The organism is Pseudoxanthobacter sp., assembly GCF_036822375.1.
Classification (GTDB): Bacteria; Pseudomonadota; Alphaproteobacteria; order Rhizobiales; family Segnochrobactraceae; genus Pseudoxanthobacter.
The window spans coordinates 5,872-19,431 of sequence record NZ_DAISHT010000056.1 but is presented as its reverse complement, the minus strand read 5'-3'; the positions used below and the strand labels follow the sequence as shown (position 1 = coordinate 19,431).

Below are 13,560 nucleotides of genomic sequence, written 5' to 3'. Positions count from 1 at the left end.
CACCGGCTGGCCGGTCGGCACCATCATCCGCGGCCGCCGCGCCATGTGGGAAGGCCGGCTTGCCACCGCCCCGTTCGGCCGTCCGGTGCGCTTCGAACTCGCCCAGCAGCCCGGCCAGCAGCGCGCCTGAAGCCGCCCCCGCCCGGAGATACGCCCGGGAACGGAAACGCCCGGGAACCAGCCCCGAAGGCAGAAGCGCGCCGGCCCGCTCCGGCGCGCTTTCCGTTTGTGCCGGCCCGCGGAGCGGAAGAGCGGGTGCAAGACCGCAAGGCCGCGAGACCGCGAGAGCGAACGCAAAGCGGCGCGGCCCAAGCAGAACGGCCCAAGCAGCACGGCCCAAGACCGATTTCCCAAGACCGCTTTCTCAAAACCGCTTTCTCAGGACCGGCGCCTCAGGCGCCTGCGCCCCCCACGACCGCAGGCCCAAAAGAAAAGCCCCGGCCGCAAGGGCCGGGGCCTGATTCTGAACATCTGCCGTCCCTGCGGCCTGAAGCCGGCGGCGAGACCGTGCGACTGACAGGACAGGCTCCGAGCAGACCCGCTGCGTGCGGAGCCGGAGCGGCGCACAGCCCGCTCAGCGCAGGGCCGCCGTCTCCGTCACGTCGCCTGCGCCGGAGAAGTGGTCCACGGCGGCAGAACTCGCCATGACCACGGCATCCGGCGCCAGCGGCGGCGCCACGACCACGCCGCCGGTCGGCGCCAGAAGCGCCGGCAGGCTGCGATAATCCGGCGCCGAGAGATTCGCGAACGTGCGCCCGCGCACCGAATAGGACGCCGACAGCAGCCGCGTGTCGGTTTTGGCCGGCACGCCCGCGCTGCCGCCGAGGAAGGCCAGCGGATCGCCGGTGCCGTCGTCGGGCAACACCATGGTCGGCACCATTGCCGGCACGAACCCGGCCGCGCCGCCTGCCGGCTGGCTCTGAGTGGCCGGCGGCAGCGCCACGGCGCCCCCGGTGCTCGCCATCCGGCTGCCGCGCATCACCTGCCGCGCCGTCGCCGCCAGAACGTCGCCGTCGGCCGCGCCGGAAAGCGGATCGCTGGTGCCGCCGGCATAGGCGAGCGCGGCCACCGCCGGCGCTTCCGGACGGGGCACCGGCATCACGCCGGCCATCGCCACGGCGGCATTGTCGTCGCCGGCAGGCGCCGTGCGATCCGGGGCCGGCAGCGGCATCACGCCGGCCACCATGGCCGCGGCCTTGCCGGCAGCCGCAGGGGTGCCGGCATCGTCGCTGCCGTCATCGGCCGCTGTCTGCGGCGCATCGGGCCGGGCAACGGGCACCACCGCCACCGGCACATCGTCCGGCGGGGTTGCGGTGCTGAGGCCGGCGGGGCCGGTCACAAAGCCCTTCGGTGCGGCGGGCGCCGCCTCGTCGCCGGCGGAAGCCACGGCAACGGCAGCCGGCACAGCCGGCTTGGCGGGCGGCGGAACGGCCGCCGGTGTCTCGTCGTCGTCGGCCGGCGCCGGGCGGGTTGCCGGCGCCGCCGTCAGGGACGCGCCCGGCAGGGTATCGGCCCCGTTGCGCACGCCCGGCAGCGCCTGATCGGCGCCTGCGGCCGGCGCAGCGGCAGCGGCCGTGGCAGCCGCGGGCGCAGCCGGCGCAGCAGCCGGTGCCCTGGCGGGCGTGGCCGGTGCCGCGCCCTCTTCATCGCCGCCGCCCCCGGTGGAGGCCGCGTTATCCTCTTCCTCGTCCGCCCCGCCGCCGAACAGCGCGGCCAGGAACGATTTCTTGCCCGAGGAGCCGCGCACGACCTGCGAATCGTCCTGATTGCGGAACATGGCGAACAGACCGCCGCCGCCGGAGCCACCGCCCTTGTCGGAGCCGATCGCCGCGATGGCGCGGCGCTCGCCGTTCTTGCGGGCCTCATAATCGGCCAGCGCATCGTCAAAGCCGGGCAGCGGCTTGCCGTCGCTGGGGACGTGCAGGGTATGGCCGTTGGGGAACACCTGAACGAGCTGCGAGCGCGTCATCCGCGGCCAGTGGCGCACGCTGCCGGTATCCATGTGCACGAAAGGCGAATTGGCGGTCGGGTAGAAGCCGACGCCGCCGACCTGCATCCTGAGGCCGATCGCGCGCAGCGTGGCGAGCGGCACGTCCGGCAGGAAGAAGTCCATCGCCTTGCCGTAGGTATGCTGGCTGTTCTTGGCGACGCCGCGGGTGCGCCGGCGCAGCATGTTGTTGGTGGCCGGCGAGCGATAGGCGGAAACGATGCGGATCTGACTGTGGGAGCCGGACTTCTGGTAGACCTCCCAGATGAGGTCGAACAGCGCCGGGTCCATGCGCGTGGCCTCGTTGCGCCGCCAGTCGCGCAGGAACTGGTTGAGCTGGCGCAGGCCGGACGGGATGAACCTGCCGTCCTTCTTGAAGGTGATGCGGGCGGATTCGCCCGTATGCGTGTAGTAGAGATTGAGAGTGCGCGTTTCCGCGCTGGCAGCCGTTGAGCCGGCGAAGGCGAGACCCGCCAGCATCGTGCCGCCCACGAGGGCATGAACGGCGTGGCGGCAGAAGGAAGCGAGCGAGCGGGGCAGATTTTCCTCCACCGATACCGGGCCCACCGGATTGCGGGCGCTGCTGCCGGCAGATGACAGGGGGCACGCTGCGGAAGCCGGCTTCATGGCGCGATCCGGACCGGTTGCGTTCACCTGGCTCTGTCGTGCGATCTCAGTCACAATAGCAGTACCGTATTCTGTGCTGCGCCCTGCCGCGGCCCCTGACGGACCGCCCCGGTGCAGACTGAACTCCGCGTCCTGCCATAACCCGAAAACCGTTAACGAGCGTTTACCGTAACGACACTCCGATGGATAGCGTTGCGGTTCTGCATCCACCAGCAAAAAATTTGCCCGCGCTTTGCGGCGCAATAGCGGCCGGCCACCTGCACCGGCCTCGGCGCCCCGCACTGCGGCGGCTTTCAAGAATAACTATAAACTGCACCCGCCCAAGACACATAACGTCGAATTCTTCTAATTTCGATTTTCGATCAAATCGTTCCCCGCGAATTGACAAGTAGAGCACAACAATCCAGTGTCCGGCTGAGATTGACAACGGTTCTCAAGTGGCAGCCTGATGGCCGCCGGCCCGCAGCAGCCTGACACATTGTGCCGCAGCGGCTTTCCAAGACTGCTCCGGCCGTGCCGAAAACGCCGCCCGCCCGCAACACGGGGTCGCCGTGCCCCAAACGTGGCGGATCGTCGCGGCTCTTCCCGGCCGGCGGCGGTTTTGCGCTGCGACAGACCGGCGCGAACCGCGGGGCCGCCACGGGGCCCGCCGCACCCGCCCGAGGAGATCATGGACGCAACTGAAATGCCTGCTGCGGCCGCCGCCGCCGGGGGCACGCCCGATGCCGCCGCCGCAACCGCTGCACCGTCCGTGCCGGCGGCTGCGCTGCCGTCGCAGCCCCCGTCGTCGCAAATCGCGCCGTCGCAAATCGCGCCGTCGCAAGCCGTGCCGTCGCAGCCGGTGCCCCCGTCACCGCTTCCGGCAGCGGACGGTGCATCCGGCATCGCCACGCCGCCGCCGGCCGCAGATGGCGCCACGGCGCTTCCGGGCACGCCGTTCCACACCCTGCCGGCCGGCGATGCCGGCGGTGTGCCGGCGGAGAGCGCATTGTCCGGCCCGGCCGATATCGCCGCCGCCGTGCTGCCGCACGACCTGTCGCCGGTCAGCATGTTTCTTGCGGCCGACTGGGTGGTGCAGGCCGTCATGACCGGCCTTGCGGCCGCCTCGGTCGCCACCTGGACCATCGCGCTCTACAAGGTCATCGAACTGGCCCGCAGCCGCCGCCGCGTCGCCCGCGGGCTGGCGCGGCTCGGCGCGGCGCCGTCGCTTGCCACCGCCACCGCCGGCCTGCACCATTGCGGCGCCGTGGCCGCCTTCGCCGCGTGCGCGCTCAGCGAGCTGAAGCTCTCCGGCACCCTGCCCGCGGCCGGCATCAAGGAACGCGCCGACAGCGCCCTGACCCGGCTGGAGGCGGCGGAAGCGCGCCGCATCGGGCTCGGCACCGGCCTGCTCGCCACCATCGGCTCCACGGCACCGTTCATCGGCCTGTTCGGCACGGTGTGGGGCATCATGAATTCCTTCATCGGCATCGCCGCCGCAAAGACCACGAACCTCGCCGTGGTGGCGCCGGGCATTGCCGAGGCGCTGCTGGCCACCGCCATCGGCCTCGTCGCCGCCATTCCGGCGGTGATGATCTACAACCACTTCGCCCGCACCATCGGCGCCTACCGCGCGGAACTGGCGGATGCGAGCGCGGCGGTGATGCGCCTGCTCAGCCGCGATCTCGACCGCGCGGCGCAGGAAGCGGAAGCCGGGCGCGGGCGCGGCACCCCCCGCCTCAGCGCGGCGGCGGAGTGAGCCGCCATGGCCGGACGCCTCAACGACAGCGACGAGCTGACCGAATCCCACGAAATCAACGTCACGCCGTTCATCGACGTGATTCTGGTGCTGCTCATCATCTTCATGGTCGCCGCGCCGCTTTCCACCGTCGACGTCCCCGTGGACCTGCCGGCCTCGAATGCGCCGCCGGCCACCCGGCCCTCAAAGCCGCTGTTCGTTTCCGTCACGGCCGATCGCACCCTGCACCTCGGTGAGGATGCGGTGGCCGCAGACCGGCTGGGCGCGGCCCTCGATGCCGCCTCCGGCGGCGACCGGCAGACGCGCATCTTCCTGCGGGCAGACCGGCAGGTTGCCTATGGCGACCTGATGGAGGCGATGAATGCCCTGCGCACCGCCGGTTATGTGAAGATCGCCCTCGTCGGCCTTGAGGGAGCGCCGGGGCAATGAGCGGGGTGCAGCCGCCAGATGGCGCGCAGGCCCTCACGCAGCAGCAGACCGGGCTGCCGCCGGGGCATCCGCCGCTGCCGCGCGGCCGGTGGCGCGTGGCGGGCTGGACAGCCTGCGCCGCCGTCGCCCTCACCATCCACGGCACCGTGGCGGCTGCGGTGCTGAGCCGCGCCGAGCCGCCGCTGGCGGGCGAGAGCCTCGAGCCGATGCCGGTGGAGATCGCCACCGTCGCCTTCGAGGATCCGACCGCGACCGAATCGGCCGATGCCGCCGAGGCAAAGGGCGAGACCGCGGAAGAGGCGATCACCGAGACGCCCGTGGCCGACCCCGCCCCGGAGGCGGTGGCCGAGAAGACGACCACGGTCGATGCCCCGCCCGAACCGGAGGCGAAGCAGACCGAGGCGCCGCCGCCGGAGCCGGAGCAGCGCGCCGACGCGCCGCCGCCCGAGCCCGAGCCGCCGAAGCCGGAGGTGCGGCCCGAGCCGCCCGCCGTGGACCCGGCGGCAAAGGAATCGCCCGCCGCGGAGGTGGCCGCCAGCCCTGCGCCGGCCGTGACCGCCGAGCCGGTGCCGGTGGCGCCGCCGCCGAAGCCGCTGGCGCGGGTGAAGACGAAGCTGAAGGAAAAGGTCCGGGCAATCGCCCGCGCGGTGAAGGCCGAGCGCACGCAGGTGGCCCGCGCCTCCGCCGCCTCGCAGGCGGCCACCGGCGAGGCGGAGGCCGCTGCCCGCACCGCCTCCGCCGCCGCCAGCCGCGATTTCGGCGCCCGCGTGCGGGCCGCCATCGAGCGGCGCAAGCGCTTTCCGCCGGGCGTCGGCGCCACCGGCGTGGCGGCGGTGCGCTTCACCATGACCGGCAGCGGCGAGGTGGTTTCGGCCGCTCTGGTGCAGTCGGCCGGCAACCCGGACCTCGATGACGCGGCGCTCAGCGCTGTGAAGACGGCGCGCCTGCCGCCGATCCCCGAGGAAATCGGCAAGAGCCGGCTGACGATCACCGTTCCCATCCGCTTCCGCCGCTGAGCGCAATGCGGGCGGCGGCCTGCCCTCTGGCGGCCGCCGGCCCGCGCGCAGGGCGGGCGCCGTTTGCGTGTGTAGGATTGGGGCCCGGTTTGCATTAGGGTGCCGCAGGTCCCGCGCCTTCCCGGCGGGGCGCGTTGCCGGCGCGAGGTGCCCGATGCTCTATGTCTGTCCGCTGTCGCAGCTTGCGCGCGTGGTCTCCATGACCGGCGCGCGCCATGTCGTCACGCTCATCAACGCCGACACGCCGGTGAAGCGACCGGCCGGCGTTGCCCCGGACGACCACCTCTTCCTCGGCTTCAACGACATCGTCAGCGACGAACCCGGCCTGACCCCGCCGGGGGCGGAGCATGTGGACCGCCTGCTCGGCTTCGTCGGCCGCTGGCCGCGGGAAAAGCCGCTGGTGATCCACTGCTTTGCCGGCATCAGCCGGTCCACCGCAGCGGCCTACATCACCGCCTGCGCGCTGTCGCCGCAGCGCGATGAGGCGGCGGTGGCGCAGGCGCTGCGCCAGGCCGCGCCTTCCGCCACCCCCAACGCCCGCCTCGTGGCGCTGGCCGATGCCCGGCTGGGACGGCAGGGCCGCATGACGGCCGCCATCGCTGCCATCGGCCGCGGCCGCGACGCCTTCGAGGGCAATCCGTTCCGGCTGGCGCTGGCGTAAGCCTCAGCTCCAGCCGCCGCCGTAGGTGGAATAGAACACGTGCAGGCCGAGCTGCTTCTCGCGTTTGAACAGGCTGGCCCAGTTCGGCTTCACATAAAGCGCGTGATAATGGGTGGCCGCCTGCAGGCCCGGCACGGACAGGCGGCCGGCCGTCGTCTCGCGGGCGATAAGCTGGGCCTGGTCCCACGCCGGACCCGGGATGACGTGGTCGGGAATGAGATCGCAGGCGAACGAGAACTGGCAGCGGTTCAGCAGGTTCTTGTTCTGGTAGACGACGCCGCAGACCGTGCCCGGATAGGCGGGATTGCGCACGCGGTTCAGCACCACCTCCGCCACCGCCACCTGTCCGTCGAACGGCTCGCCGCGGGCCTCGAAATAGACCGCCTCGGCAAGGCATTTCTGTTCCGGCGCCGTCACCACTGAATAGGGAAGCGGCTTGCCGACCCAGGCATGGGGATCGACCGCCAGTTCCTCCGGCGTCACGGCTTCCTCGGGCGGTGCCTCCACGCCGCTTTCGCCCAGCAGCAGGCGGAACGGCGCCTCCACGTCGAACCCGCTGTCGGCGGCATAGGCCGAGACGACGGAGGCGCTGGCCGCAGCCACGTTGCGCGCCACGAGCTGCTTCTGCCGGTCGGCCGCGGTAATGGCGAGGTCGCCCTGCTCCTTCTCGCGCAGCGCCATCATCGCGCGCGGATCGTCCGCCTTCAGCGGCTCGGGCCGCACGAAGGCGACGCGGGGCATTTCCGCCGCATCCATCTCGCTGACATAGCTCGCCGGGCGATAGACGAGGCCGGCGGCGGGCGCGCCGTCGTCGGCGCGGGCGGCGACAGTCACGAGGCGGCGGCCCTTGCCGGCGCGCTCCACGCGCTCGTCGTTGTCGCCGCGGCCGGCGAAGCCGTCGAGACCGGCCAGAGCGACCGGCTTCTGTGCGCCGCCCGCCAGCGCGAGATCGGCCGGGGTGCCGGCATCGTCGAAACGAAAGGTCGGGGCCAGCGACGAGCCGCCCGGCGCGGCAACGATCCGCGCCATCCAGCGCGGCTCGCCGGCCTCCGCCTCGGCCACGAGGCCGCGCACGTCCTGCATCGCCACCCGGCCGGTCAGCGCAACCAGCAGCGCCAGCGCGAACAGCGCCCTGAGGGCCCCGCGGGAGAACACCGCCCGCAGCCGGGTGCGGCGGCTGCGCCGGTCGGGCAGCGGCACCTTCAGCCGCGACCAGTGGTGGTGCGAGCCGGTCAGGTCCAGCCGCTGCCGGTCTGCCTCGCCCGCCGTGTCACGACGCAAAAAAGCGGGGCGCGCCTTGCCGTGTTCCATCCCGCCAACTCCCGACAACCTGCGGGGCGCCGGCAAAGGCTGCGGGCTGCCCGATCATTACGCCGGCCAGCATGGAAAATTAACCTTGATACCGGGTTAACGGGGATAACCCGGCCGCGGGGTGTTGCGCTTTCAGCCCACCTGTCCGCGGAACTGGCCGCCATAGCCGCGCTCCGGCACGCCGAGCGTCTGTTCCAGGATCAGCTGACACACGCGCATGCCCGCCCGCAGGATGATCGGCCGCGGGCCGTGGTTGACGATCTCAAGCTGGATCTGGCCGCTGGAACCGGCGTGGATGGTGGGCGCGGTAACATGCACGGCAAGGCCGAGCCGGGCGAGCGCGCTCTTGCCTTCCAGCCGGCCGACGACACGGGCGCCGGGCTTCAGCTGCACGGCCTCGCGCGTCCACGCCAGCACAAGCTGCTGCGGGGCAATGGCAAAGCCATCCGGCCCGATCTCGCGCATCACCGTGATCGCCTCGATCATCTGGGCAAACACATAACCGGGCGCGGAGGGGTCTATGGGCGGACAATCGGAGCCGGCCAGCGGCCGGAACACCCGCAGCCGGCCATGCAGCGTCAGGTCCACGCTGGTGGGCGCGAAGGCATCCTCCGGCGGCAGGGGCTCGATGGCGATGCCCCCGGTTTCCAGAGAGTGGCGGATTTCGCGGTCGGTCAGAATCATGGGGCATGTCCCGAAGCTAACGGCGCACGGATCGCGCCGGCGAGCCGGCCGGGAGGCGGCCGCCGCCGGTGTGCGGGACACCCACCATGGCGCGGAGCGGGGGCAAAGAGCAACGCCCAACCGCACGGCCGTGCCGCCGGCGGCCCGAAGCCGGCGGCCGGTCCGCTGCCGTCGCGCGGCTTTTCCGGTCGGCACGCGGCCTTTTGCCCGTTAACGAGCGGCTTCGGCCGCCGCGGCCGCCCCGTGCAGCAGCGCCGCCTGCGCCGCCGCAAGGCGGGCGATCGGCACGCGGTAGGGCGAGCACGACACATAATCGAGCCCCAGCGTTTCGCAGAACGCCACCGAGGCCGGGTCGCCGCCGTGCTCGCCGCACAGGCCGAGCTTGATATCCGGCCGCGTGCGCCGCCCGCGCTCCGCACCGATGGCGATCAGTTCGCCGACGCCCTCGATATCGAGCGTCACGAACGGATCGGCAGGCAGAATGCCGCGCACCTGATAGGTGCCGAGGAAAGCGGAGGCATCGTCGCGCGAGATGCCGAAGGTGGTCTGCGTCAGGTCGTTGGTGCCGAACGAAAAGAACTCCGCCGTGCGGGCGATCTCGCCGGCCTGCAGCGCCGCGCGCGGCAGCTCCACCATGGTGCCGATGCGATAGGTGAAGGCGGCCCCGCTCTCGCGGCGAACGGCCTCCGCCATGGCGTCGATGCGCGCCTTCACATGGTCCAGTTCGGCCTTGAGGCCCACCAGCGGCACCATGATTTCCGGCTCGACCGGGGCGCCGGTGCGCCGCGCGGCCACCACCGCGGCCTCGAACACCGCGCGCGCCTGCATCTCCGCGATTTCCGGGTAGGAGACCAGCAGCCGGCAGCCGCGGTGGCCGAGCATCGGATTGAATTCCTGCAATTCCTCCGCCCGCTCGCGCAGCAGCCCCGGGTCGAGGCCCATGGCGGCGGCCACCTCGGCGATCTCGCCTTCGGTGTGGGGCAGAAACTCGTGCAGCGGCGGATCGAGCAGGCGGATCGTCACCGGCAGGCCGGCCATGATCTCGAACAGAGCGACGAAATCGGAGCGCTGCATCGGCAGCAGCTTGGCCAGCGCGGCACGGCGGCCGGCCTCCGTGCCGGCGAGGATCATCTCGCGCACCGTCACGATGCGGCCCTCGTCGAAGAACATGTGCTCGGTGCGGCACAGCCCGATGCCGGCGGCGCCGAACTCGCGGGCGGTGCGGGCATCCTGCGGGGTTTCCGCATTGGCGCGCACATCCATGCGCCGCACCGCATCCGACCAGCGGATGACAGTGCCGAAATCGCCGGAAAGGTCGGGCTTGATCATCGGCAGCGCGCCCGCGCACACCTCGCCGGTGGTGCCGTCGATGGTGACGATGTCGCCCGCCTTCAGCACCCGGCCGGCGCAGGCAAGCTGGCCGGCGGCATAATCGACGCGCACCGTGCCAGCCCCGCACACGCAGGGCTTGCCCATGCCGCGGGCCACCACGGCGGCGTGGCTCGTCATGCCGCCGCGGGTGGTGAGAATGCCCTCTGCCGCGTGCATGCCGTGGATGTCTTCCGGGCTCGTCTCGATGCGCACCAGAATGACGCGCCGCCCGGCCGCCTTGAGGCGCACCGCCTCGTCGGGTGCAAACACGATCTCGCCGCAGGCCGCCCCCGGCGAGGCCGGCAGGCCGCTGGCCACCACCGTGCGCACGGCTTTCGGGTCGATGGTGGGGTGCAGCAGCTGGTCGAGCGAGGTCGGCTCGATGCGCAGGATCGCCTCCTCGCGGCTGAGGATGCCCGCTTCCGCCATCTCCACCGCGATGCGCAGGGCGGCACGCGCGGTGCGCTTGCCGGAGCGGGTCTGCAGCATCCACAGCTTGCCGCGCTCGATGGTGAACTCGATATCCTGCATGTCGCGATAGTGCGCCTCCAGCCGGGCGCACACCGCGCGCAGTTCGGCGAATGCCGCCGGCATCACCTGTTCCAGCGAGGGCCGCGACGAGCCGGCCGCGCGCCGGGCGCGCTCGGTGATGTTCTGCGGCGTGCGGAGGCCGGCAACCACGTCCTCGCCCTGCGCGTTGACGAGAAATTCGCCGAACAGCGTGTTCTCGCCCGTGGAGGGATCGCGCGTGAAGGCAACGCCGGTGGCCGAGGTGTTGTCCATGTTTCCGAACACCATGGCCTGCACCGTGACAGCGGTGCCCCACGCCTCCGGAATGTTATGGATGCGGCGATAGGTGACGGCGCGGGCCGAGTGCCACGAGCCGAACACGGCGGCAATCGCCCCCCAGAGCTGTTCGTGGGGGTCCTGCGGAAAGGGCGCGCCGAGGCTCTCTTCCACCAGCGCCTTGTAGCGGTCGATCAGGATGCGCCAGTCGCCGGCATCGAGATCGGTATCGAAATCGAGGCCGCGTTCGTCTTTGTAGGCCTCCAGCAATTCCTCGAACTCGCCATGATCGAGGCCGAGGACGACATCGCCGTACATCTGGATGAAGCGGCGGTAGGAATCGTAGGCGAAGCGCACGTCGCCGGAGGCGCGCGCCAGTCCCTCCACGGTCACGTCGTTGAGACCGAGATTGAGGACCGTGTCCATCATGCCGGGCATCGAGACGCGCGCGCCGGAGCGCACGGAAACGAGCAGCGGGTCGTCGGGATCGCCGAGGCGGCGGCCGCTGATGGCCGAGAGGCGGCCGAGCGCGGCGATGACCTCTTCCTTCAGCCCCTGCGGAAAGGTGCGGCCGTGGGCGTAATACCAGGCGCAGACATCGGTCGTGACGGTGAAACCCGGCGGCACGGGCAGGCCAAGCGCCGCCATCTCCGCCAGATTGGCGCCCTTGCCGCCCAGCAGGTTCACCAGCCCGGCGGTTCCTTCGGCCTTGCCGCCGCCGAACGTCAAAACCCAGTGCGCCATAGCCGGCTTCTCCCGTTCATCGGTTTTTTTGTCGTTGCACCTGCGAATGCAACGCGCGCACGCGGAACGCAAGCCCCTGCGGCTGCGATTTTTTTGCAGTGCAGCACCTATCGGACCGCAGTGCAATGTGAAGCTCTGCACAGCCGTTGTGACTTGCGGCGGCAGCCGCCAGTCGCCATCCTAAAGGCAGCCTCTGCCGGAACCCGTTCATGCCCAGCTCCATGCCGTCCACCTTTCAGACCCTTCTTCGCACCGTTCGCGCCGCCGGCCCGGCGGGCGCGGTGCGCCGCCGTGCGCTGACGCTGGCGCTGGCCGGCACCCTGCTGGCGGCCCCGGTGATGATGGCACGCGGGCCGGTCGATCTCGGTGCCTTTGCGCAGGGGTCGGCCGCCAGTCCGCCGGGCGCGGTTCCCGGCAGCGGGCTCAATTCGCTGTCGGGCAACTATCTTGCCGCCCGGCTGGCCGGCGAGGAGCAGGATTTTGCCACCGCCGCGCGGTTCTACCGCGCCGCTCTGGCGGACGACCCCGGCAACCCGGTGCTGATGGAACGCGCCTTCACGCTGTCGCTGGCGAGCGGCGACCCCGCCGCCGCCATGCCGCTGGCCGACAAGCTGCGCCCGGCGGTGGACGGCAACCGCCTCGGCCGGCTGGCGATGGCGGTGGAGGCCTTTGCGGGCGGCGACACCAGAAAAGCGCGCAAGCTGCTTTCGGTGCGCAGCCGCAGCCCGCTGGTGGAACTGACCAACGCGCTCGTGGTGGCATGGTCCTATGCCGCCGACAAGAACGTGAAACAGGCCTTCGCCACCCTCGACAGCCTGAACGATTCGGAGATGTTCGCCGCCTTCACCACCTATAACGGCGGCCTCATCGCCGATCTGGTGGGCGACCACGCGGCGGCGGTGGAGCGGCTGGCGGATGCCTATGCCGGCGACCCGGGCCTGCCGCGGGTGGTGGTGGCCTACACCCGCGCTCTGGTGCGGGCCGGCAAGACGAAGGAGGCGACCGAGGTCGTCAACCGTTTTGCCGAACTGGCCCACGACGGCCCGGTGGTCGACGATCTGCGGGCGGATATCGCCCAGGGCACCAGCGCGCCGCCGATCGTGCCCAACGCGCGCGCCGGGGCGGCGGCCTCGCTGGCCGCGCTGGGCGCCACCATCGGCCGCGAAGGTTCGGTGGAACTCGCCTCCGCCTATCTCAATCTGGCACTGATGCTCGATGCCCACAACGAGTTCGCCTCCGTTGCGCTGGCCGAGCTGTTCGAGCGGCTGAACAAGCCCGAGCAGGCCATCCGCTATTACGAGGCGCTCGATCCCGCCTCGCCGTTCTATGCCGAGGGCCAGATCCAGATCGCCCTCAACCTCAATGCGCTCGGGCGGGTCGACGAGGCGCGCACGCATCTGGAAAAGGTGATCGCGGCCGATCCCGACGATCTCGCGGCGGTGCTGGCGCTGGGCGCGGTGCTGCGCAGCCACGAGAAGTTTGCCGATGCGGCAAAGGTCTATTCGGCCGCCATCGAGCGCATCAAGACCCCGCAGCCGTCCGACTGGCTGCTGTTCTACAACCGCGGCATCTGCTTTGAGCGGATGAAGGAGTGGCCGAAGGCGGAACCCGATTTCCGCATGGCGCTGAAGCTCTCGCCCGATCAGCCGGAGGTGCTGAACTATCTCGGCTATACATGGGCCGACATGGGCCACAACCTCGACGAGGCGCTGGGCATGATCCGCAAGGCGGTCGATCTGCGGCCGACCGACGGGGCCATCGTCGACAGCCTCGGCTGGGCGCTCTACCGCCTTGGCCAGTACAAGGAAGCGGTCGAGCATCTGGAACGCGCCGTCGACCTGATGCCGGACGACCCGACCCTGAACGACCATCTGGGCGATGCCTACTGGCGCGTCGGGCGCCGGGTGGAGGCGCGCTTCCAGTGGGCCCACGCCCGCGACATGAACCCGCCGGCCGACATGAAGCCGAAGATCGAGGCCAAGCTGAAAAACGGCCTGCCCGAGACCGGCAGCGAAACCAGGAGCGCGGCCGGCAAGCCCGCTGGCGAGCCGAAGACCGCAACCGACGCCGCGCCCGCGGCTGCGACCGGAACCGCGCCGGCCGATGCCGGCCCCGCGGACGGAAAGCCGGCGAACACCGGGCCGGCCGATGCAAAACCGGCGGATGCCAAACCGGCCGACACAAAACCGGCGGACGCAAAACCGGC

At 71.3% G+C, this 13,560-nt stretch carries 9 protein-coding genes; 5 read left to right on the top strand and 4 right to left on the bottom strand.

Annotated elements, in window-relative coordinates; genetic code table 11:
* Window positions 1–574: 574 nt before the first annotated feature.
* Window positions 575–2,539, bottom strand: a complete 1,965-nt coding sequence (locus tag V7067_RS07775; RefSeq protein WP_334175319.1) for a DUF882 domain-containing protein — start codon at window positions 2,537–2,539, stop codon at window positions 575–577.
* A 745-nt stretch (window positions 2,540–3,284) separates the two neighbouring features.
* Here V7067_RS07775 and exbB point away from each other — a divergent pair.
* The 4 genes from exbB (at window position 3,285) to V7067_RS07755 (ending at window position 6,458) form a co-directional block, all read left to right on the top strand.
* Window positions 3,285–4,352 (top strand): tonB-system energizer ExbB, encoded by a 1,068-nt coding sequence (gene exbB, locus V7067_RS07770; protein ID WP_334175318.1) that lies wholly within the window; start codon window positions 3,285–3,287, stop codon window positions 4,350–4,352.
* A gap of 6 nt (window positions 4,353–4,358) precedes the next feature.
* Complete coding sequence (gene exbD, locus V7067_RS07765; protein ID WP_334175317.1) at window positions 4,359–4,781, top strand: TonB system transport protein ExbD; 423 nt, start codon at window positions 4,359–4,361, stop codon at window positions 4,779–4,781.
* Window positions 4,778–5,797: a TonB family protein gene (locus V7067_RS07760; RefSeq protein ID WP_334175316.1), complete on the top strand. Its 1,020-nt coding sequence runs from the start codon at window positions 4,778–4,780 to the stop codon at window positions 5,795–5,797. Before exbD ends, V7067_RS07760 begins: the two co-directional genes overlap by 4 nt.
* Window positions 5,798–5,951: 154 nt before the next feature.
* On the top strand, window positions 5,952–6,458 hold the full coding sequence (locus V7067_RS07755) for a tyrosine phosphatase family protein (protein WP_334175315.1): 507 nt from the start codon (window positions 5,952–5,954) through the stop codon (window positions 6,456–6,458).
* Window positions 6,459–6,461: 3 nt separating this feature from the next.
* Here the strand turns inward: V7067_RS07755 and V7067_RS07750 are convergent, their stop codons facing one another.
* The 3 genes from V7067_RS07750 to ppdK all read right to left on the bottom strand — a co-directional run bounded on the left by V7067_RS07750 (window position 6,462) and on the right by ppdK (window position 11,354).
* Window positions 6,462–7,769 carry a cell wall hydrolase gene (locus tag V7067_RS07750; RefSeq protein ID WP_334175314.1) on the bottom strand — a complete coding sequence of 436 codons (1,308 nt, stop codon included), beginning with the start codon at window positions 7,767–7,769 and terminating at the stop codon, window positions 6,462–6,464.
* A 132-nt stretch (window positions 7,770–7,901) separates the two neighbouring features.
* Window positions 7,902–8,453 (bottom strand): dCTP deaminase, encoded by a 552-nt coding sequence (dcd, locus tag V7067_RS07745; RefSeq protein WP_334175313.1) that lies wholly within the window; start codon window positions 8,451–8,453, stop codon window positions 7,902–7,904.
* Between the two features lie 210 nt (window positions 8,454–8,663).
* Entirely contained in the window at window positions 8,664–11,354 is a 2,691-nt protein-coding gene (gene ppdK, locus V7067_RS07740) for a pyruvate, phosphate dikinase (RefSeq protein ID WP_334175312.1), read from the bottom strand.
* Between the two features lie 209 nt (window positions 11,355–11,563).
* Between ppdK and V7067_RS07735 the strand changes: the two genes are divergently transcribed.
* Window positions 11,564–13,560: tetratricopeptide repeat protein (locus V7067_RS07735; RefSeq protein WP_334175311.1), on the top strand; the 1,997-nt coding region annotated here is incomplete at its 3' end.